The sequence below is a fragment of the Clostridium omnivorum genome (assembly GCF_026012015.1).
In the GTDB taxonomy this organism is placed as follows: Bacteria; Bacillota; Clostridia; order Clostridiales; family Clostridiaceae; genus Clostridium_AX; species Clostridium_AX omnivorum.
The window spans coordinates 2,450,743-2,473,170 of record NZ_BRXR01000001.1 but is presented as its reverse complement, the minus strand read 5'-3'; the positions used below and the strand labels follow the sequence as shown (position 1 = coordinate 2,473,170).

General features: G+C 32.9%; 21 protein-coding genes. 10 read left to right on the top strand and 11 right to left on the bottom strand.

Going from position 1 to position 22,428, the window contains the following annotated elements:
• Nucleotides 1-31 precede the first annotated feature (31 nt).
• Nucleotides 32-2,677, bottom strand: a complete 2,646-nt coding sequence (locus bsdE14_RS11835) for a sensor histidine kinase (protein WP_264850142.1) — start codon at nt 2,675-2,677, stop codon at nt 32-34.
• 391 nt (nt 2,678-3,068) lie between these two features.
• Between bsdE14_RS11835 and infC the strand changes: the two genes are divergently transcribed.
• Complete coding sequence (gene infC / locus bsdE14_RS11830) at nt 3,069-3,581, top strand: translation initiation factor IF-3 (RefSeq protein WP_264852260.1); 513 nt, start codon at nt 3,069-3,071, stop codon at nt 3,579-3,581.
• 84 nt (nt 3,582-3,665) lie between these two features.
• Here the strand turns inward: infC and bsdE14_RS11825 are convergent, their stop codons facing one another.
• The gene (locus bsdE14_RS11825) at nt 3,666-3,977 is read right to left on the bottom strand and encodes a hypothetical protein (RefSeq protein WP_264850141.1); all 312 of its coding nucleotides are present in this window, start codon (nt 3,975-3,977) and stop codon (nt 3,666-3,668) included.
• Between the two features lie 159 nt (nt 3,978-4,136).
• On the opposite strand from bsdE14_RS11825, the gene bsdE14_RS11820 reads away from it, so the two are divergent.
• From bsdE14_RS11820 to bsdE14_RS11805, 4 genes are all read left to right on the top strand, one after another.
• Nucleotides 4,137-4,856: an HAD family hydrolase gene (locus tag bsdE14_RS11820; RefSeq protein ID WP_264850140.1), complete on the top strand. Its 720-nt coding sequence runs from the start codon at nt 4,137-4,139 to the stop codon at nt 4,854-4,856.
• Between the two features lie 163 nt (nt 4,857-5,019).
• Nucleotides 5,020-5,451, top strand: a complete 432-nt coding sequence (locus tag bsdE14_RS11815) for a cytochrome b5 domain-containing protein (RefSeq protein WP_264850139.1) — start codon at nt 5,020-5,022, stop codon at nt 5,449-5,451.
• A 12-nt stretch (nt 5,452-5,463) separates the two neighbouring features.
• Entirely contained in the window at nt 5,464-6,336 is an 873-nt protein-coding gene (locus bsdE14_RS11810) for a hydrogenase small subunit (protein WP_264850138.1), read from the top strand.
• 68 nt (nt 6,337-6,404) lie between these two features.
• Nucleotides 6,405-7,838 carry a nickel-dependent hydrogenase large subunit gene (locus tag bsdE14_RS11805; RefSeq protein ID WP_264850137.1) on the top strand — a complete coding sequence of 478 codons (1,434 nt, stop codon included), beginning with the start codon at nt 6,405-6,407 and terminating at the stop codon, nt 7,836-7,838.
• A gap of 58 nt (nt 7,839-7,896) precedes the next feature.
• Here the strand turns inward: bsdE14_RS11805 and bsdE14_RS11800 are convergent, their stop codons facing one another.
• Nucleotides 7,897-8,682 carry a cell wall hydrolase gene (locus tag bsdE14_RS11800; protein WP_264850136.1) on the bottom strand — a complete coding sequence of 262 codons (786 nt, stop codon included), beginning with the start codon at nt 8,680-8,682 and terminating at the stop codon, nt 7,897-7,899.
• 344 nt (nt 8,683-9,026) lie between these two features.
• On the opposite strand from bsdE14_RS11800, the gene bsdE14_RS11795 reads away from it, so the two are divergent.
• Nucleotides 9,027-9,350, top strand: a complete 324-nt coding sequence (locus tag bsdE14_RS11795) for a hypothetical protein (RefSeq protein WP_264850135.1) — start codon at nt 9,027-9,029, stop codon at nt 9,348-9,350.
• Nucleotides 9,351-9,479: 129 nt separating this feature from the next.
• On the opposite strand, the gene bsdE14_RS11790 is transcribed toward bsdE14_RS11795, so the two are convergent.
• From bsdE14_RS11790 to bsdE14_RS11780, 3 genes are read right to left on the bottom strand one after another with little or no spacing between them, the layout of a single operon-like run.
• Complete coding sequence (locus bsdE14_RS11790; RefSeq protein WP_264850134.1) at nt 9,480-10,847, bottom strand: SpoVR family protein; 1,368 nt, start codon at nt 10,845-10,847, stop codon at nt 9,480-9,482.
• Between the two features lies 1 nt (nt 10,848).
• Entirely contained in the window at nt 10,849-12,021 is a 1,173-nt protein-coding gene (gene yhbH / locus bsdE14_RS11785; RefSeq protein ID WP_264850133.1) for a sporulation protein YhbH, read from the bottom strand.
• 4 nt (nt 12,022-12,025) lie between these two features.
• Nucleotides 12,026-13,948 carry a PrkA family serine protein kinase gene (locus bsdE14_RS11780; protein ID WP_264850132.1) on the bottom strand — a complete coding sequence of 641 codons (1,923 nt, stop codon included), beginning with the start codon at nt 13,946-13,948 and terminating at the stop codon, nt 12,026-12,028.
• Nucleotides 13,949-14,160: 212 nt separating this feature from the next.
• Here bsdE14_RS11780 and bsdE14_RS11775 point away from each other — a divergent pair, with 212 nt between their 5' ends.
• Genes bsdE14_RS11775 through bsdE14_RS11760 form a run of 4 tightly spaced genes read left to right on the top strand, consistent with a single transcriptional unit; the run spans nt 14,161 to nt 18,182 of the window.
• Complete coding sequence (locus bsdE14_RS11775) at nt 14,161-15,636, top strand: spore germination protein (RefSeq protein ID WP_264850131.1); 1,476 nt, start codon at nt 14,161-14,163, stop codon at nt 15,634-15,636.
• Nucleotides 15,637-15,662: 26 nt separating this feature from the next.
• Complete coding sequence (locus tag bsdE14_RS11770; protein WP_264850130.1) at nt 15,663-16,820, top strand: Ger(x)C family spore germination protein; 1,158 nt, start codon at nt 15,663-15,665, stop codon at nt 16,818-16,820.
• Nucleotides 16,821-16,823: 3 nt separating this feature from the next.
• On the top strand, nt 16,824-17,042 hold the full coding sequence (locus bsdE14_RS11765) for a hypothetical protein (RefSeq protein WP_264850129.1): 219 nt from the start codon (nt 16,824-16,826) through the stop codon (nt 17,040-17,042).
• A gap of 21 nt (nt 17,043-17,063) precedes the next feature.
• Nucleotides 17,064-18,182: a GerAB/ArcD/ProY family transporter gene (locus tag bsdE14_RS11760; protein ID WP_264850128.1), complete on the top strand. Its 1,119-nt coding sequence runs from the start codon at nt 17,064-17,066 to the stop codon at nt 18,180-18,182.
• A 35-nt stretch (nt 18,183-18,217) separates the two neighbouring features.
• Here bsdE14_RS11760 and bsdE14_RS11755 read toward each other — a convergent pair whose 3' ends face one another.
• The 5 genes from bsdE14_RS11755 to bsdE14_RS11735 form a co-directional block, all read right to left on the bottom strand.
• Nucleotides 18,218-19,204, bottom strand: coding sequence for a serine hydrolase (locus tag bsdE14_RS11755; protein WP_264850127.1), 987 nt, complete (start codon nt 19,202-19,204; stop codon nt 18,218-18,220).
• Between the two features lie 20 nt (nt 19,205-19,224).
• Entirely contained in the window at nt 19,225-19,914 is a 690-nt protein-coding gene (locus bsdE14_RS11750; RefSeq protein ID WP_264850126.1) for a hypothetical protein, read from the bottom strand.
• Nucleotides 19,915-20,088: 174 nt separating this feature from the next.
• Entirely contained in the window at nt 20,089-20,658 is a 570-nt protein-coding gene (locus bsdE14_RS11745) for a hypothetical protein (protein ID WP_264850125.1), read from the bottom strand.
• Nucleotides 20,659-20,786: 128 nt separating this feature from the next.
• Nucleotides 20,787-21,329, bottom strand: coding sequence for a hypothetical protein (locus tag bsdE14_RS11740; protein WP_264850124.1), 543 nt, complete (start codon nt 21,327-21,329; stop codon nt 20,787-20,789).
• A gap of 199 nt (nt 21,330-21,528) precedes the next feature.
• Nucleotides 21,529-22,374 carry a MetQ/NlpA family ABC transporter substrate-binding protein gene (locus bsdE14_RS11735; protein ID WP_264850123.1) on the bottom strand — a complete coding sequence of 282 codons (846 nt, stop codon included), beginning with the start codon at nt 22,372-22,374 and terminating at the stop codon, nt 21,529-21,531.
• Nucleotides 22,375-22,428 lie beyond the last annotated feature (54 nt).

Here is a 22,428-nt window from a genome sequence, read left to right as displayed (position 1 = left end):
ATTATTTATTATTACTTAAAGCTTTAATGCCTTAAAAATAAATATCCGAAAACTCAATATTTACCTTTTCAACTTTACTATCATAGAGCTCTTTTGCTGCTGCAACTTCATCGATATAGCAGCAGCTCTTTGTTGGAAGCTTTACTATAAATTTAGTACCTTCACCTATTTTACTAAACACATCTATACTACCTTCATGCATTTCCACTAAGGACTTAACTAAGGAAAGTCCTATACCGCTTCCCTCATGTCTTCTAGCAAGAGATTTATCCACCTGTTTGAATCTATTGAATATTAATGGAAGCTGTTCCTCTGGTATCCCTATGCCGCTGTCTTCCACTAAAATCTCTATATAATCATTCATGTCCTTTAAGACTACATTAATATTTCCACCTTCCCCAGTAAACTTTATTGCATTTGAAAGCAGATTTAAGATTATTCTTTCGATAGCATCTGCATCACAAATTGTATTTTTTTCTTCTATATCCGTATCAAAAATAATATGTATCCCTTTATTTTTTGCATAGTCAGCGATGGATTGCGTGATTTCTTCTACTACATTAACTATATTCCAACACTTCAAATTTGAGTGAAAGAAACCTGCATCCATTTTAGTAATATCAATAATATTATTTATAAGCCTAAGCAGTCTATAACAGTTCTGCTTTGATGAATTTAGATATTTGCGCACCTTCTGGTGTTCCTCCATATAATCCATTTCTGCCGAATAATTCTCCATTAAATTTTGGATCATTTTGTTAGCGCTTAATATTATGTTCAGTGGAGTTCTAAATTCATGAGATAAATTAGCAAAAAACTCTGATCTAAGCCTATCCAGTTCTATTGTTTCTTTTGTAAGCCTTTCATTTTCCTCTAACTTTTCTTTTATCTTTTCAAGCTTTTTTAGCTCTGTAATATCTCTAAAGGTAAAGCAGACCATTTTAGCACTTTCAGTTATTATAGGATAATAAAACTCTTCAACATTAACAATATCTCCATCCTTATTTGTTATTTGCGCATAGTATGTTCTACTCTTATTTGAGGTTTTACTATCTATGTGCTCTTTTTCAAAGCTTTTCTTAACACCTTCCACATCCATTCCTTGATAAGCTTTTCCATTACTTAATTTAATATGCATGTCCACTATATGCATATTAACAGCCTCTTCCTTGCTTATCCCTGAAATTCTCTCCATTTCGCGATTGAATTCTATTATGTAACCATCCTTATTTGCTAGCACTATTCCATCTAAAGACTGCTCCACAAGGCTTTTGTACTTTACTTCCTTCTCTTCCACGTTTTTTTGATTTTTTACCTTATCAGTAACATCTTTTATGATAATTAATATTCCTTCTTCATATGGACTTATATTAAATTCATACCATCTACTCTCACCTTTAGGCGTCTTATAGCATAATGTAGTCTCTATTTGCTTCTTAGTTTTCATTGTATATTCATAAGCCTTGAAGCATTCGTTTTCATCTTTATCTTTATAAACTTCCTCAAGACTCTTCCCCAGAATACTAGCAGTAGTATATTTTTCTTCAGTGTATTCATTTATCTTATTTACATAATATTGATTTGCTACTACATACCTAAATTGCTTATCAAGTACTACAATGGCGCTGTCATAGCAGTCAAGCAGTGTTTCATATTTTTCATTGCTTATTTCAAGTTCATTATAAACAGTTTTATAATTGGTTATATCTTGAGCCTGAGCAATATAGTATAACTTATTACCTTGCTTGTCTCTTATAATGGATACAGTAAGTATAACCCATACTATATTTCCATTTTTATGTACATACCTCCTTTCTAACTGAAAAGACCTTCCTATTGTATCTATTTTGTTACATTCTCTTATTGACTTATTTTTAGCATCATCAGGATATGTAATATCTACATATGTTTTACTTAACAGTTCACTCTCTGTATATCCCAACATTTTACGTAAAGCACTATTTGTATGTATTATCCTTCCATTGATATCAACTAGACACATACCCATACTTGAATTATTGAAGTTTTCCTCAAAGCACACTTCCTTTTCATATGCCAAATTTATTTTACTTCTGATATAAATATAAGTAGAATATTGATATGCAATAATTAAAATAATTGCTTTAGCATAAAGATCAAGCAAAAACGCATTATTAAATATATAAGACACATAATTACTAATATCAATAATAGCCATTGCAAAAAAAATTGCTGCAATGAACTTTCTACTATAGGCTGGAGATTTTTGAGCCTTAAAAAAGCTAAAGGCTGCAAAGGAGTTAATATAAAATAGCATACTAAAGTAGCCTAAAAATATAACTTTAACATTAACAATGCCAATTACATATAATACTAAAATAACCGTACCAATTACAGCCGATATCTTCATAGTCTTTTTATGTTCAACATCCAAAAGCTGAATACTTCCATAAACAATGAAAAAGCTTCCATACATATATGCAGCCATTTGCAAAAAATGAAGTACTTTAAACTCGTATCCATAGAAGCCAATAGTTAATAAAATATAATTCACACTAAAAAGCCCTAACCCTATTGTCCATAAACCTGAGAATTTCTTTCTATCAAAACAATAGTTTGTCCCTATGTATAAAAATGAGATAAAAATAATAATAGTTAAAAATACCTTAATTAAAAATACAATTGAACTTGATTGCATTTATGTCCTTCCCCTCTTTCGTTTAAGGCTGAAAAAATACTCCTATTCCATTTTAATGACATTTTCCAATATTTTAAAGAAAAATAATTATACAGATTAGTACATAAAATTCCATAATGCGCCATATTTTTGAATTCATATACATACATCTAATATAACCTTGCCATTTTTACATATATTTAAGGTATATAAATAGGTAATAAGTAAGAACTAAGAGGTAATAGTTGTTATTAAAATTCAGCTTTGTTGAATTTTTTCAAAAACTCTTAGTTTTTACCTAATATAAAATAGATATTTAAACAAAAAAACTTAGCATTAGATAAAACAGTGTTTTTTTGGTATAATATAAATATAGAAGATAAATTTCTTCTTAAAACTTGGGAGGTGCTATATTATTAGTAAAGATTTTAACATTAATGAAGAGATCAGAGAAAAAGAAATTAGACTGGTAAGTGAAGAAGAAAGCAAAATTATCAGTACTAAGGAAGCCTTAAAAATGGCTGAGGAACAGGATTTAGATTTGGTTATGATTTCCCCAAATGCTAATCCTCCAGTATGCCGAATAATGGACTACAATAAACACCTATTTGAACAGTCTAAGAAGGCAAAAGAAAGTAAGAAAAATCAAAAGGTTGTTAACATCAAAGAAGTGAGGTTAAGTTCTACTATTGAAGAACATGATATAGAGATAAAGGCTAACAACGCTAAAAAGTTTTTAGCGAATGAAGATAAAGTTAAAGTCTCTATAAGGTTTAGAGGAAGACAAAATAACTACACCAATATGGGTGCTAAAGTGTTTGAAGTGTTCTTAGCTAAATTAGGCGATATTGCAACTATTGAAAGAGCTCCTAAACTTGAAGGTAACAACATGTTTATGATTTTGGCTCCTAAAAAACAACAATAGGGACGAGTACTAATAAGTAAAGAAGGAATTTTTGCCTTAAAGGCAAAAATTCCTTCTTTTTCACTATTCACTCTTGCTTCTTACCTATTTATAAGTACTCTTCCATTTTAAATATTTTATTCCTCTTTTCAAAGAATCCCTGTTTATAAAACCTTCTGCAAATGGAAGAACTAAAGCTTCCCCAAACTCTATAAATCCTTCAGCAAAGGTTTTACGGTATAACTCCAAAGTTGCCGCATTAGCAGGCTCAGCACTAAAGAAAACTACTGCAGCTACAATAGCTATATCGCAGGTTTTAATGCTGCTTTTGCCACTTAATTTTGACTGCAGCAATATTGAATCTATTTCCTCAAATAATCTTTTTCTCCCACTACTTAAATCCAGCATAATAAACATGGTTATCCCCCCTTTTATTCATAATATGAAACTTATGAATTTTGGTGATTATTTTAAAAATTTATTTTAAAACCTTGTAAATTTTTCTTCATATTAACTAAAAATGCGTACTAATGTGATAGAATTGTTTTATGAATTTTACATATGGAGGAAGACTAAATGATAAACTTAAATACTATACTATTTGACCTTGATGGTACTCTACTGCCAATGGATATGGATAACTTCACGAAGATATACTTTGAACAATTAGGAATTTATTTTAAGGATTTAATTGATCCTAAAACTTTAGGTAAATCTATCTGGGCATCAACAGAGACTATGGTAAAAAATCTAGATCACAAGACTAACGAAGAAGTTTTTATGAGCGATTTTGCAAAGAGAATTCATGGGGATTTAAACATATATAAGGAAAAATTTGATAAATTTTATGATACTCGTTTTTTAGAAGCTAAAAGCGCAGTGTTTGAAAATCCATATATACAAAAAAGTGTTGCTCTGCTTCAAAAAAAAGGCTACAAACTTGTGGTAGCAACAAATCCATTGTTTCCTTTAAAAGCTATTCATCATAGAATTAGATGGGCAGGCTTTGATATTGAAGACTTTTCTTATATAACTCATTATGAAAAAAATCATTATTGTAAACCTCAAATCCAGTACTATGAAGAAGTGCTGAAGGATATTAACAAAAGTCCTGAAGAGTGCATGATGGTTGGAAATGATGTGCAGGAGGACTTAATAGCTGGAAAGCTTGGCATTAAAACCTTTCTTATTAAAGATTACATTCTTCATAGAACAGATGATGAAATACCAGCAGATTATATTGGCAGCTATGTGGATTTTTATAAATTTGCTGAGGAGCTGCCAAGTATAAAGTAGTCTTAAAAAATATATTTTCTATAAAGACAGAGCAATCTGTCTTTTTCTTTCCTGTAAACAGAGTTCTTGGAATCAGATTGAGTTTATCTAGGATCACTTGGCAATTCTGCATCTCCAATTTAATGCATATAAATAGTAGAAAACTATTTATAAGGAGATATGCATGAAAAACAATAAAACAAAATTTCTTAAAGAATGCCGCAAAAGAATAAATGGATATGAAATGGAATTACTTTATACCTCCTGCCCTGCAAAGAGACAGCTTCTTGAAAGGGCACTGCTTCACGAAATTGATTGTGTTTTATATTGTATTGATGAACTAAACGATATTGTAGAAGATACAATAAAAGCAGAAATGAATAGAGAAACAAAGGCATTTACTATTAAGGAGTTGTCTGAATTTGATGGAACTCAAGGAAAGCCAGCCTATGCAGCAGTTAACGGAATCGTCTACGATGTTAGTAACGAAGCAACCTGGGGGGGTGCAAGCCACTTTGGCCTACTTGCAGGCAAAGATTTAACAGAACAATTTAATAACTGCCATAAACAAGAAGTCGTACTATCTAAGCTTCCAAAAGTAGGAATACTGAAATAAGGAGGCCTTTCTATGATAGATAATAGCTGTCCTTTAATTAATGAAAAAAATACCACTGCCAAGATACTCACTGAAGAAGCAATGCGGCTCATAAAAGAAGGAAGAGTAAAAAGAATCAATGCAATCTGGCTAGAAGCCACAGGCTGTTCAGGAAATATTATATCCTTTCTAAATGGAGAAAATCCTAACCTATCTTATACACTTACTCAAATAATAGACTTAAAATATAATAACACAATGATGAGCGCTGAAGGAGACTATGCCTTTGAACAATTTATGAATACTCTAAATACAGAGTTTATTTTAATAGTGGATGGAGCAATTTCCACAGCTGAAAATGGCCTTTACAATATTGTTGCAAACTATAGAGGAAAGCCTATTACAGCACTAGAAGCAGTAAAAATGGCTGGAGAAAAAGCAAAGTATATTGTGGCAGCTGGCACCTGTGCTTCCTATGGCGGCATATCTGCTGCAAGGCCAAATCCTTCTCAATGTAAAAGTGTTGCTGAAGTTTTAAACAAAGCTGTAATAAAAGTTCCAGGTTGTCCTAGTCATCCAGATTGGGTTGTGGGCACTTTGGCACATCTAGCTGCCTTTGGCTTGCCTGAATTAGATGAGGATAATCGTCCACTAATGTTTTATGAGTTTACAATACACGATAACTGCACTAGAAGAGGCTTTTTTGACAAAAAAATCTTTGCAAAAAAACTAGGAGAAGAAGGCTGCATGTTTAAGCTAGGCTGCAGAGGTCCGGTTACAAAAACAGATTGTCCTAGGCGAAAATGGAATGGCTATGTGAATTGGCCTGTGGGTGATAACACCCCATGCATAGGCTGTGCTCAGCCATACTTCCCGGATGGAATGGAACCCTTTGTTAGATTTTAATATGTAAAAGGAACACCTGCTCATTAAATTAAAAGCTGAGCACTAGTGCTCCGGTGAAAGGAAAAATTATGAAGAAGACTTTAACTATTGATCCTGTCACGAGAATTAGTGGTTTTATGGAAATAACTACTGAAGTAGAAGATAATATTGTAGCTAATGCTAAGACAAGTGGTCTTTTATTTAGGGGCTTTGAAAAGATGTTAAAGGGCAGATCCCCTCTAGATGCCATATATTTCACCCAAAGAATATGCGGTATTTGCTCAACCTCCCATGCAGTAGCTTCTTCACTTGCTTTGCAAGTCGCTTTGAATATATCCATGGACACAAATGATACCTATCTTAGAGACTTAATACATGGCTTTGAATTTTTAAGCAATCATTTAAGGCAGTTCTATCTTTTTACAATACCCGACTTTGTAAAAATGCCAGATATAAACCCAGTATCACCTCAAAAGTACACAGATTATAGAATACCTGATAACTTTAGCCAAATTATTATTAATCATTATTTAGAAAGCATTAACTTCAGCCGACTAGCCCATGAAGGCGTTGCAGTACTTGGTGGTAAGGCCCCTCATAATCATGGGATCTTTGCTGGTGGAGTTACAGTAAACATTGATTCTTATAAGCTGTCAAAAATAAAATCTATTCTGTCAGAACTGAGCAATTTTATAAATTCAGCTATGACAGAGGATATAAAGATACTAACTGAATACTATCCTGATTATTTTGAGAAGGGAAGCTCATATAATAATTTTATGAGCTACGGCTTATTCAATTATTATAATGATAAGGATTTATTCTATGTAAATCCTGGAGTACTGCTTCAGGACAAGAAATCGCCCTTAAACTCCAGCCTCATCACCGAAAATATAAAATATTCCTGGTTTGTAGATAATGATAACCCTTCAGCACTGGAAAAAGATAAGAATTCAATTACCTATAAGCCAGGAACAGAAAAAAATGAAGCAGTTGATATAAAAAAACCTGAAGCCTATACCTTTATTAAAGCTCCCAGGTATGATGGTGTTCCAATGGAGGTTGGTCCGCTGGCAAGGCTAATGCTTACTGGCGAATACACCAGAGGGAACTCCTGCATGGATAGAAATTCAGCTAGAGTTATGGAGACTAAAAAGATAGCTGGAATAATGATGAATATTGCAGATAAACTTCAGCTGAAGCCAAACAATCAAAAAATACTTGATATACCTGAAAAGGGCTTTGGAATGGGTCTTGTGGACACCATCCGAGGAGCACTTGGTCATTGGCTCCAAATTGAAAATAGAGTAATTAAAAACTATAATATAATAACTCCCTCTATGTGGAACTTTTCCCCACTAGATGAAAATGGGTTTCATGGAGCTGCGGAAAAAGCTCTAATTGGAACAGCTATTAAGGATATTGATAACCCTGTGGAGCTTGGCAGAATCGTTCGTTCCTTTGATCCTTGTATTTCCTGCGCTACCCACATTATAGGGAAATATGATAAATGTATAAATTAAAAAGCTGCTCACCTTTTATTAGGATGAACAGCTCTAAGGCAGAGCTTTTCTGCCTTTTTTAATAATAAAAATCTTGAGTTCCAATAGTCTTATAATAAGTTTTCTTCTTTGGTATCCAGCTGTTTGTAGATTTCTTTGGATTTAGGTAGTAAAGCACCTCTGCTCCGAAGCTTCTATAGCCACCAAGAACCATGTCTACAGCTCTTTTAGCCTCTGCAGTAGCAGGTTCGTTAATTCTACCGTCAGCCACTGGAGTAAACTGATATCCCCAATTTTTATCCATAATAACACCAGTGATGGTATTAGGATAATTAGGGCTTTTTACTCTGTTCATTATTACAGTAGCCACTGCCACCATTCCTTCAAATGGCTCACCTGCTGCCTCTGCACTAACCAATCTATAAAATAATTCTTTTTCGTCATAATTAATACTGTTAGCAGCCTTAGCCGTTTGTCCACTTTTTGAACTCTGGCTAATGTTTTTGCTTACAGAAGTCTTTTTAGATATAGAATCTGATACGCTGCCTCCTCTTGAAAGTGCTGCCTCATTCTTAGGCACTTCTTCCTTTACAGCATATGTATTATCAGTTTTAACTTCAGCTGCTTGTACAATTTCTTCCTTTGTTTGTATAACTGATGGCGCTACAATAACACTTCCTTCACCATCATACTCCACCAACATCACAGGCTTTTTTTGATAACTTGAAGCTAAAATTAAAGCTTTTGTATGGCTTGTCTCCTCCACTTTAGGATTTATAGCTGAATGTAAACCCTGTATAGAAATTATTGCTCCTATTATTGCAGTACCCAATAATACTACACTATATTTTTTTATATTATTCATTCATCTTTTCCTTTCAGTTGAAATGTAAGATTGCCTTAATTATATGGGCTAAATAGAAGGAGCACAACAAACAATAATATGCAATACGGGTCGGTTATTCCTAATTTGGCACTATAATGTTCTATACCATAATATTTATTATGGTAATTTTCCTATATACCATAAACTTACCATGTCATAATTAGTAAGTAATTACTTCAATTCTCAAAATAAATGGAAAAATATCTTAGGAGCACCCCCTAAAAAAATGCATATTTTTCGTAATTATAATTAACATCTTATATTTTTTGTTTCGGGATTTCGATACGTTTTTATAAAAATTAATTGAAAGATAGGTGAGCCTTGTGAATAATAATAATTCTGAAGTATTTGCAATTCAAATATTAGAAAAAGTTCAGCTGCAGCTTAAAGAGATAGAAATAATCAGTACCGATTACAGAATTAAAGAAAAAATACATAAACTTTTAGATTATATTGACCTTGAAACTTCAAATACTAAGGCTGAATTTGCAGAAATGATACATTTAAAAGTTAAGGAAACAAAACCTTTACACCCTGAGCTTAGCACCTATCTTTACCTTTTATATAGAAACCTTATGCAGGGAAAAATTTCACTTCAAGAAGCTCAAGGTTTATATGAAATGTATATGAAGGAATATATGTTTTAAATATTAGTTTAAATTTTGAAAGGCATTATAGCCTTAATAGTTACTGCGCTACCCCTTTAATACCCCTTTCAATAAAAAGACCAGCTTATTTGATTTAGCTGATAGAATCAAATAGACTGGCCTTTTACTCTATATTCTCATAATTACTTTATTTTCATTACAGCTAATTTTTACTTCTTTTCCATTTGCTTTTGTTATTAATAGCACACTGTGCCCCCAAAGTTCCTGTATATGCTTCAAGGTTGCCTCAGCATAATCTAAGTTGAGCTCCCTTCCATCAAAAACCTGTTCCAAAGTTAAAAGCCTATCCTTGGGACTCATCTCTAGTACCCTTATCACTGGTACCATTCCCATTCCGCAGCTAGCAGCAAGCAGATTCCTAATTTCCTTCCAGCCTAGCTCATCCGGCACTTCCTCAATAAAGTAGTCATAGCCTTTTTTAGCATACTCAAAAAGGTTCATCTCCTCACAAATTTCCTGAGTCAAGTATCTTCTAAGGAAGGAAGCATCTCTTTCTAATTCACGTACTTCAAAGATCTTCTTTCTTCCATAGCGTCTTTCTATATCTTGAAACATTTTAAACCCTAAATAATATGGATTCAAACCGCCAAGCATTGGTGCTACTACATCATTATGCCGCTTTATAAACTCTAGGTGAAGAGAGTGAGGAAGATCCAGTTCATTTAGTATAGTATAGTGCCAAAAGCTAGCCCAGCCCTCATTCATTATTTTTGTTTCAATCTGAGGTATAAAATATAGTGTTTCCTCCCTTACTATTTCTAATATATTCTTCTCCCACTCTTCAAGATTTCCGTATTTAATTATAAAGTATATAATATCTTCTTCGGGCTGAAGCGGTATTTTACTTACATCTGGAGGATTAGTATTTACATAGGGCTCAAGTATACTTCTATTCTCCAGTTTTTTCATATAATCTTCAAGAATTCTCCTCTTTAAAACATCCGCATCCATTCTCTTTTCTCCAACTACCCTATCAATCTGGAGCTTGATGGCATGAGCAGCATTAAGAACTCTTTCCACGCTTTCATAGCCAATGCTTGGGTCATTGATATAGCTTCTTATTTTATCTGCGTGACTTTTGAACATTTCAACAGTGTAGTCTGCTCTAGTTCCTTCCTTAAACAACCTATTATTCTTAAAAAAGTCATTGTGTCCATAAACGTGAGCAATAGTTAAGATTTGAAGTAAAAGTGTATTTTCCTTCATCAGGTATGCAAGACATGGGTCTGAATTTATTACCATCTCATAAGGCAGTCCGGTAAGGTTATACCTGTAAAGTGTTTTATTTCTCTCATAAGCCTTACCAAAGCTCCAGTGAGGGTATCTTGAAGGCATTCCTACATAAGCCTCATAAGCCAGCATATCTTTGTACCCTATAAATTCAAATTCCTGTTCATAAAAGTTTAGTCCTAACTCTGCTGCTAAGGCTTCAATTCTTTCATTCCACTTCTCCAAGTCTCTAACAGTATATTCCATCTTAGCCCTCCTTTACTTCTTTTTTCAATATTCCTTTGAGGGCATTCCATAAGTCCTGCTTTTGTTTTACCGTAACAACAGTAAATTTATTACTCTTAACTTCCTTTGTCAGTTTATCCTTAAGTCCTGAAGAATAAAAACTTGGCAGAATCTCTGCATACCCAACCATATTGCTCACTTCCGTAAGCTCATGGCAAGCCTTTACAGCTCTATCATTGTCTTCTGCCCAATTATCTCCATCACTAACATTAAACACATATATATTCCAAAAGGATGGGTTATATCTTTCTTCAATAATTTCTAATGCTTTTACATATCCGCTGGAGATATAGGTTCCCCCAGATTCTACCTTATGAAAAAATTCATTTTCATTTACTTCCTTGGCAGTGGTTGAATGGCTAATAAAAGCTACCTCCACATTGGTATATTTCATTCTAATAAATCTAGAGAGTACAAAGAAAAAGGAACGAGCCAAGTACTTTTTTGTGTTATCCATAGAACCTGAGGTATCCATTATACAAATAATTGCTGCGTTAAACTCCCTTTTCTTGGTCTTTTTTACTCTATAGTACCTTAAATCATCTTCTTTAAAAGGAAATCTATCTATCTTAACCTCCTGCTCTGCTTCTCTTAGCGCCCTTTTCTTTCCCTGTTCCCTCTTTATCTTTTCAATGACAGTTCTCTTTTTAGCTAGTCTTGGATTAATACCATGTTTTTGATAGCCGCACTTTTTTGTAGCATTTTCTGAAAGTATCTCGGAAAACTTCTTTTTATCAAGGTCAGGAAGCTCCAAATCCTGCATCAAGTAGCTCAGTACATCATCAATAGATATTTCAGTTTCATAAATATCTTCTCCTTCTTCGCTACCTGCCTGACCTGAACCCTTTCCCTTTCCTTGCTGACTTTTATCGCTTCCGATTTTATCTCCTCTCTTTTCGGATCCGTCACCGCTTCCTACTCCAGGAGTGTTTTTACCGTATATAAATTGGTACTCCTTAAGTCCTCTTATTGGAATTTTAATCTTTTTATCCTTTCCTTCTCCTATAATGCTCTCCTCAGACAGGATATCCCCCAGGTTATCTCTAATAGATTTTTCCACTAGCTGTCGATGCCTTCTTCTGTCCTCTACAGACCTATCGTGGTCAACAGAATCAAATTCTTTAAATATTGCCATATTATCAATCCTTCCACAGGTTGTTGGCAGCATACTTTAGAATAACATCACAGCAGTGTTCACAATACCCATTAGCCTTCATTTCCTCTACCATGGTATTATATTTGGATTCCTGATCCTTATCTCTAACTCTAGACTTAGTTATTATTCTAGAAAGGTCCCTAACAGAAGCCATAAGTTTCTTTTCTATAGCTTCTCTAAGAGGTTCATAGGAGCTATAGTCAATGGTGCCGCCATTCCTTACTACATAGAACATATAGGAGGTTACGTCTGTTCTAAAGCCTTTTGATGAACTTTCAGAAACGCCTATTTGCTCTTCAATGGAGCGCATAAACTTTTCATCTGGATTTAGTTCCTCTCCCGTTGACTTATCTTTAAGTCTAGACTTATTTACAAAGGCTTCTGCATTATCTATATAGTTATTAAACAAGCTTTCTGCCTGCTCTCTAAAGCTGTGAATAAATGCCTTAGTTATTTCCTTTTCAAGTACTTTATTATATTCTTTTCTAATACTATCTTGTACAAAAGCTATATACCTCTTTTTATCTTCTTCAGCAATATCTAATTCCTTTAAGGATTTAATTATGCTCTCCATAATACTTAGTGGATTGATACAGTTATGCTCTGAATTCGAAAGTGCATTATCTATAGCCTTTATGATGAATCTTGTAGAAATACCAGTCATACCTTCTCGCATTCCTGCTTCTTCTCTTAGCTCAGATATATCAATCTTTTTAGTAGTACCCTTTTCAACTATTTCATCCCCATTATAAATCTTCAGCTTTGTCATTGGATCTGCCTTTGCAGAAGGTGAAAGTCTGGACAGCACAGCAAACATGGCTGCAGTTTCAATAGTATGTGGTGATATATGTGCGCTAAAATTGCTCTTTTTTAGTATCTTTTCATATATCTTCATTTCTTCGTTTAATTCTAGACAATAGGGCACCTCAACTTTAACTATTCTATCTAAAATAGCTTCATTAGTGTGATCTGATTTAAATCTGTTCCATTCTGCCTCATTTGAGTGAGCTACTATAATACCATCAAAGTAAAGCATTGCTCCCTTTCCTGGAGATGGGATAGACTTTTCTTGAGTTGCAGTAATTATTGTATGCAAATACTCTACATCATTTTTAAACACTTCTATGAATTCTACCATTCCTCTATTTCCTACATTAAAAGCTCCATTTAAAGAAAAAATGCGAGGATCATCCTCTGGATATAAGTCCATCTTTGATATATCCACCGAGCCTGTAAGAATAGAGGTATCTTGATTATTTGGATCAACAGGTGGTACAACTCCTATCCCTTTTCTAGATCTAATAGAAAAGGTTGAAGTAACTACTGGAAACTTTTCATATTCTCCATTATACTCATTCTTTAACTTATACTTACATATAGGACACAAATCACCCTCGATTTGAACTCCTAAATATTCCTCAAAATCTTTTCTTAGGTGTTTTGGTATAAGGTGTAATGGCTCTTCAGCCATAGGACATCCCTTTAAGGAATATATTGGCGGAGCTGATTCTAATGCCTTCTTAAGTATTTCTACTAAAGAGGACTTTCCTGCACCTACAGGACCTACTAAGTACAGTACCTGTCTAGCTTCTTCCCCCTTCATAGCAGCCGCATTGAAGTAATTCACAATTTTCATTAATATCTTGTCAATTCCAAAAAAGTCATCCTTAAAGAAGTTATACTTTTTTATAACCTCATTGCCATAAATTTTTCTTATTCTTTGGTTCTCCTCGGGCCTTAATATTTCGTAGCCGCTTTCTAGGATTATATCGTACATTCTTTTATGAGCTAACTTAGCTATATCGGGATTTGTTTTAACTATTTCAAGGTAATCTAGTAAGGTCCCTTCAAATTTATTTTTTTTCTGCTGCTCTCTGTCATTCTCAATTAAGTCCTTAAAGTTCATAGGGACACCTCCAAAATATTTATAATGACTTTCATACCAGTTTTAAAATGCAAGAATCCATTTTGACTCTATGCAAAATGTATTCTTACAATTATTTTATGCAGCATAAGATAAATATGGCACTTTTGACCAAAAATAATTTATGTATTAAATATAAAAATAAATGCAAAATATATATACTATAGTTCTAAGAAAAAGTATGGTGATATATTATGGAAGATAAAAAGAACACCTTAAAACTTACAAATTCATTAGAAAATAATATATCTATAATAAAAAATATTTTTACCAATGACGATACCATTATCTTTAGAAAATTTGAGAGCCTTGAGGAATTGAATATAGAATTTTGCCTTGTTTTTGAAAAAAATATGAGTGACCTAAAGCTCATAAGCAGAGATATAATTGAACCAATTTTAAATCATGAGCTGCCTAGTTCACTAAGTGAAGATACAGTGATTGATTATTTAATAAGAAGAGTTTTGATTTCACCTACTAATCAAATAGCCTCTGACGTAAACCAAATTGCAGAATCAGTACTTTTAGGAAATGTAGTACTTTTTATTGCAGGTGTGAATCAAGCTATAATAATCCCTTCAAAGGGCTTTCAAGATAGAAGCATAACTACTCCTGATACGGAAAAAGCAGTAAGAGGTCCTAAAGATGCCTTCACTGAATCTCTAGATACAAACCTTACTCTTATAAGAAAAAGGCTGCCGGATAAAGCCTTGAAGTTTATTTTTAAAAGATTAGGTTCTAAAACTAAAACTCAGGTTTGTATATGCTATATCGAAGGAATAGCCTCAGAGAAAATTCTTAAAGAACTTATTAAACGTATAGATGATATTAAAGTGGACGGAGTAGTAGAAAGTGCCAACATTGCAGAAAATATTACAGATAACAAGCTTTCTATTTTTCAAACTGTTGGTTCCACAGAAAGACCTGATGATGTAGTAACAAAGCTTCTAGACGGAAGAATAGCCGTGGTCTGTAATGGTACACCCTTTGTACTTACTGTTCCCTTTGTTTTTATGGAATACTTTAGAATTACTGAAGACTATAATCTAAACTATTTTTTTGGAACTGTAAACAGGCTACTAAGAATAATTGGATTTTTTTTAACTACCAGTACTCCTGCAATTTATCTAGCTATAGTTGTATACCATCAGGAAATGATACCTACTACCCTAGCAATTAGTATAGCTTCTTCTAGAAAGGGTGTACCCTTTCCCACAATTATAGAAATGCTGGTGTTTTTATTCATATTTGAAAATATTCGAGAAGCAAGTACAAGGCTTCCTACTCCAATAGGTCAAACTGTAAGTATTACTGGAGCTCTTGTTATAGGTCAGGCCGCTGTTCAAGCAAAACTTATAAGCTCTCCTATGGTTATTATTGTTTCTTTTACTGGAATTACCACCTTTCTTATAGTAGAAATGAAAAGCTCTACAATAGCTTTAAGGCTATTTTTTATATTATGCTCCTATATTATGGGGCTTTATGGATACATATTTGGGGTATGTGCTGTACTATTTTATCTAGTATCTTTAAGGTCCTTTGGTGTTCCCTATACCTACAGGACTACAGCTATTGATAAAAACGCTGTAAAAGATACCTATATTAGACCACCCATTTGGTATGTAAACTTTAGGAGCAAAGTTGCAACAAATAGAAATAAATCAGAATAAATGTTTTATAAGGAAAGTTGATTTATATGAAAAACTTCAAATATATAATAACTATATTACTTATAACAACTTCTACACTCTTTTGCAGCTGTTCAAGAGACTATAATGAGATTGAATCCAGAGCATTTATATTAGGTGTTGGCATGGATTACGACATGGTATCTAAACAATTTATTGTTTCAGCTGAAACAGTAGAAGGACGTGAGGGAAGTGTAGCTGCCGGTGCTGGCTCCAAGGTTATAACTGGAAGAGGCAAAAGTGTATTTGATGCAGTTAGAAATATGGTTACAACTTATGGCAAAAAGCTATACTGGTCTCATGCCAAAATTCTAATTATAAGCGGCAGCCTTGCTGAAAATAACATTTTCGAAGTATTAGACTGGGTAAATAGAGATCAGGAAGTTAGAGACGATATGAGGCTCTTGTTCACCACTAAAAATACTGCGCAGCAAATTTTAGAAACTAGAAAGGATGAAAACACCATTGTATCTAATATGATTCATGATATGATGATTAATCAGGAAGCTGTGTCCTCCTTTCCCAAAATTGACCTATGGGAGTTTTTATACGATATGTCTACTCCTGGTATTGAACCTATAGGCGCTCTTATAAGTTTGAACCCTTATGAAAAGGGGACTCTTAAAATAGGTGGCACTGCTATTTTTGAAGATAATAAAATGAAGGGTGAATTAAGTCCAGATCAAAGTAAAATTCTTCTATTTATAAGGAATAAAATACAAGGGGCCCTTTTTAACATTAGAAAAGACCAAACAAAGGTTGGCTCAAATATAACCTTTGAATTATTTAAAAGTAAAACAAAGTTAATCCCAACCTACTCCAATGGTTCAGTTGCAATAATTGTAGATGTAAATACAAATGTTGGTGTAGCAGAATCCAGTGAGGATTTAGATTTTACAAACAACGCCACTGTTAAACAGCTTGAACGCTGCCTTGAAGCTGAATTAGTAGAAGAAATTCAAACATTAGTGTCACTAGTACAAAAACAATACGAAACAGATATATTTGGCTTTGGAAGGGAAATTGAAGCTCATATGCCCAGTGAATGGTCAAAGCTGAAAAATGATTGGAACAAGAACTTTGCGAATCTTGAAGTAAAAGCTAATGTACATGTAACTGTAAATGGAAGTGCTCTTGTTGGAAAACCTCTTCGTAAAGGTGATTAATTTATGAAAATTATATTTGCAACCTTAGCCTATATTCTTATAGGAGTTATTGAACTTAGACCAGCATTAAAAAATACAAAACAAGTTGATATTAACTGGTATATCATACTTTTTATGTTCTCTTATTTTCTTAGCATACTTTTGCTTTTGAAGGCTAATATACCTTCTCCGCTGAGACCATTTTCAGATTTTATTACCCATCTTTTGGGCTTGAAATCATAAGAGAACAAGAAGGAGTATTCCATGGAAAAAGAAATAATAACTTCAAAGCAAGCTGTAGCTATGTTAATTTTGTTTATAACTAACGGAACCTTGATCTTTCCTTCAGGTGTAGAAGCTCAAAAGGACATATGGATAGCTATAATAGTTTCAATACTGTTTGGAATGCTGGTATCTTTAATGTATTCCAAACTTTTAACCTTGTTTCCAGGTGAAGATTTATATGATATTCTTATTACGCTATTTGGAGGTTTTTTCGGAAGAATATTTTGTATTATCTATATTTGGTTTTCCTTTAATATTTCAGTATTAATAATTGAAGACTTCTTCAGCTTTATCACTACAGTTACCCTTCCTGAAATGAATATTTTTATAATATTAATTTTTCCAACAGCACTGTGCGCCTATGCTCTAAAAAATGGCATAGAGGTTATAGGGCGTTTTGCTGAGCTTATAGTTAGTTCATTAATTGTTTTAATAATAATGGCTTTTATGCTGTTAACTCCACAAATGGATGGTAGGAACCTTATGCCTGTACTTGAAAAGGGTGTTACTCCCATACTATCAGGAGCCTTCTCCCTATTCTCGTTTCCATTTGGTGAAACTATAGTTTTTACTGCACTTTTTTCATCTTTAGAAAGTACAAAAGACATAAAAAAAAGCTACCTGTGGGGAATTTTAATTGGAGGTTCACTAGTTCTCATAGCTAAAACCTCTGATATACTTACTCTTGGAGTAGAAAGATTCAGTCAGTACTATTTTCCTTCTTATGCATCTGTCAGCAGGGTGAGGGTTGGAGAGTTTATCCAAAGAATTGAGATTATTGCAGGTCTTACTTTTGCAATTGGTGGACTTATGAAGCTTTGTATTTGTATGTTTACTGCTGTAAAAGGCACAGCAAAGCTGCTTAATATTAAGGACTACAGATTCCTAGTAGTTCCTATGTGCCTTCTCCTTATGGATTGTTCCTTTATATTCAATAAAAACATCATTGAACTTACTAATTGGACAGGAACACTTTGGAGGTATTATTCATTGCCCTTTGAATTAATACTCCCATTATTTATTCTATTCTATGCTTTAATTGCAGTTAAAAAGAAAAGGAAAAAGAAACCTAGTTCATCAAAAAAAGAGCAAAAATAAAAAGGGGATTTTTTATTGCCCCTTTAATATAAAATTTATTCTGAAATACTGTTTTGATAGTTATAAATTAACTGTGATATATGTGCAATAACCTCATCCGCATTTTCTACTTCATTGGTATAAACGGATAAAATATAAGGGTTCTTTGCGTATACTATTCCAACATCATTAACATAATTATCATAGCTTCCTATCTTATGAGCCACTAGGTTTTGAGGTACATATAAATCCATTCTATCGTGGAATTCTGTGTTTTTCATATTTTCTATTAGCTCATTATAAAGGGAATTATTATCTTTATTTTCATATAAGAGCTTTAAAAGAGTTGTTTCATCCTTAGCTGTAATATAGTTATCGCTATGATCTGTAGCATGTCCAATTTTGCTATCTATAAGAGTCCTCATTTTTTCATAACCTATTCTATCCATAATCATATTAGTTGCAATATTATCTGAATATACAATGGAATACTTGCTTAAAAGCGTTAGAGGTATTGGAGTAGTTAATTCCTGTCCTTGAAGTATTCCTGTTCCTTCTTCATAAAAAGCATCAGTATACTTTAGTGCTTCATCTTTAGAAATTTGTCCACCTTTAATCAAATCTGCAAGCACAATATTCATTTGAACCTTTACAGTACTAGCAGCCAAAAATGTTTTATCTCCATTTATTGTTATTTCACTACCAGAGTTAATATCATAATAGCTTAATCCTACATTATCCATATTGCTTGCTAAATAAGCTTTTATTTCCTCTTCTAATTTTTGTTTTTTCTGCTCATTGGTTTTAAGCTGCTGCGTTTTTAAAAACATATCCTGTTTAGATTTTAATAGCTTTTGGTCATTATACTGCTGTATTTCATCTTCATGCATATAATACTCCTGTGCTTGTGTAGAAGTAAATTCTTTGTCTTCAGTTTCAGCTTTTGTTATAGTGCTAGTCACCCCTGTGCCTATGGCAGAAACAATAATAATTGCTGAAACCATAGTCAATACAAACAATTTGAATATTCTACTTCTCGGCATGTCCACCTTCTCCTTATTTTCTATTTTAATTTTTCGGAAATATATTCATAAAAATCTAAAGCATGAAAATTTAGACCTCCAAGATTCCTTGACAAATATAATTTACTATTTGAAACAGAGCTTACTACTGTCTGATTTTTATAGGTCTTATAAATAAAATTTCCGTCTATAGCCACTCCAAAAGTAAATATAGCTATTACCATAAATATACGTAATTTGCGGGAGTACTGCTTTCTTCTTACGCCTTTCATAATATTTACTAGTGGTATAAGAAGAATAAGATCTATTATATAAATAAAATCTTTAGGTTTTAAAAATGACAATAAATTAGATACACTTCCTCCCATAAGAAAGCTTGATTTTAAAGTACCTAAAGACACAATATCTTTAAAACCTCTATAGTACATGGTATCTATTATTAAAATAATACTAATAATCAGGTTCATTATATAAAAATACTTTATCCTCTGTTTTTCTTTAAAGAAGTAAGCCAAAGCTACAATAGGTAAAATTGATGCTATAACAGGAGGCTGAAGCACTTTTAAATTAAACATCTTCGGAGCTATTTGCTTTCCAGAGTATAAGACCTTTGCTGCCGCTATAATTAAAAATGAAAGAGCATCCCAATGCTGTATCCATTGCAAACGCATATTATCAACAATATTGTCTGCTACTTCCTCTGATTGTTTTGCCGCATTTATATTTTGCATTTTAACCTTCTCACCCCTATAGCATTAACATTTAATTATTGTTACTATTATTTTATACTACTAATACAATATGACAGATTTATAGCAATATAATTAACATTTTGTGAACACGGATCAAATAAAAAAAGCCATACCAAAATGACTTTTTACTCATTTCGATAAAGCTCTTTACTATTAGCTTATTAAATGTATTATCATCATAACTATAAAAGATATACCCAGCACCATGTGAAGCTTAACACCTTTTCTCTTATATCTAAATATACCTGATATCATTAGAACCGCTAAAACTAAAAGTGCTGAAATTCCTGAAATGTAAGTTAAACTAAATATAAAACCTCTTGAAAGCATAATATACACATGGATTATTATAGCTGAAAAGGCTGTAATTGCTACTGGCACATGCCACTCTCTTGCAAGCTTTGCAAGAGTTACAACCATTGGCTTAAAAGACTTTAAATCAACCTTTTTAATTATTCTTCTTATAACAAACATAGCTATGGCAAATATAAAACCAATCTCAGCTAAGGTGCCAGCAGCCCCTCCTAATTTCCTTATGGTCCTAAAATTAATAGTACTTCCTGAAATCATAAAAAATATTATAATTGCTGCAGATAATGCTAAAATCACTAGAGCTACTGAAACTCTTTTTCTTTCCTTAGCATTTTGAATTAATGGTTTTTTTACTTCTACACCGTTTTTCATCAATTTAAATACTCCTCTTATATCAATATTTTCTATCATTTATTTATATTAATTACTACATAATAAATATTATTACCTCAACATGACAATCTAATATCAACTTTATTAACAAATTGTAAACAAAAAAAAAGATTAGTATCAGCAATGCTGTACTAACCTTTTCTTATTTAAAAGTCACTTCCGCTAGAATTTCCACTATCACTGAAGCTATTTGATGAATCAGTGAAGCTGCTGGATGAGTCACTAAAGCTTGAAGAATCCCCACTATAAGAGTCACTCCAGCTTGAACCCTCACTATAGGAGTCGCTATAATTTGTACTATCGCTATTATAAGAGTCAGAATAGCTTGAAGTATTATCAATATAAGAATCACTAGAATTAAAATTTTCAAAGCTATTTGAATCATAAGGACTTATATTTCTATCTTCCTCACTTTGAGTCCAATCATTAAAGTTATCAATTAAATCCTGTGGTATATCGAGATTTTCCTCTCTATGCTGAAGCATTTCCAGCATTTGCATTCTTTGAAGATCATCAAGCTGATTCAAAAATTCCGTCTGTGATTCACCTGGTAATGAATCATAATAAGTGATAAAGTTTGTTGGTCTAGTATTTCTCATTGGTCTACTGGGTTTGGACTGATTTCCTTTAGCTCCAGAAAACAAAGCTATAAAGACAATCACCATAAAAATTATTACTATTCCGCTCATATCATTTCTCCTTATAATTATTGAAGGCAGCAGCTAAGCAAAGTAATCATACTTTAGAAGCTGCCAGACTCCTACTATAATTATATGTAGTTTCTACAAAACTTTTCCAATTCCTTTATTAGCAAAATATATAATAATTTTTATTTTCTAAGATAGCTTGCAATTAAATATTGCAGTTACCCTTTGCTCTCTATTTCAATTAAAATGCGGGTATTGATGAACCCTTATAGGTTTCTTCAATAAGCTTTTTAGTTTCTTCGCTTTGATAAACCTGGATAAGCTTCTTTAAGGCAGCGTTGTCTTTATCTTTTGTCTTTACTGCAATTATATTAAAGTAATTCTTTGCACTGTCCTTCTTTACATCTTCTATATATATAGAATCCTTAAGTGGTGAATAACCTGCCTCAACAGCTACTCCATTATTGATTGCTGCAGCATCCACATCCTTTATTGACCTAGGAATTTGTGTGGCTACTAGCTCCACAATCTTAAGATTTTTAGGATTTTCTGCTATATCCTTCACCGTTGGTGTGATACCCGCTCCATCCTTTAATTTAATGAAACCTGCATCCTGAAGTAATAGTAATGCTCTTCCACCATTTGTTGCATCATTAGGTATAGCCACCTTTGCTCCATCATTTAAGTCCTTTATATTCTTTAAGCTGCTAGAATATATGCCCATAGGGGCCAATATAGTATATCCTAGTGAAGTGAGGTCCAGCTTATGATCTGCTTTAAACTTTTCAAAATATGCCACTGTCTGAAAAGCATTTGCATCTATCTCTCCATCATTTAATGCCATATTCGGCCTTACATAATCACTAAAGCTTACTATTTTTAAATCAATATTTTCCTTTGCCAGCCTTTCCTTTACATTGTCCCATATCTTATGGTCATCACCTGTTATTCCCAATTTTATTTCTTGCTTTTTTGCTGAACCAGCATTACTTGAAATAGTGCTTGTTTTTGTATTTCCACAGCCAACTAAAGCTGAAGCTGTAAATAGAATTCCTAAAATTAAGGTTGTTAATCTTTTTATTTTCATAATTTTTTTCTCCTTTCAGTCGAAAACACGGGGTAATCTATTCGTGCCGATTCT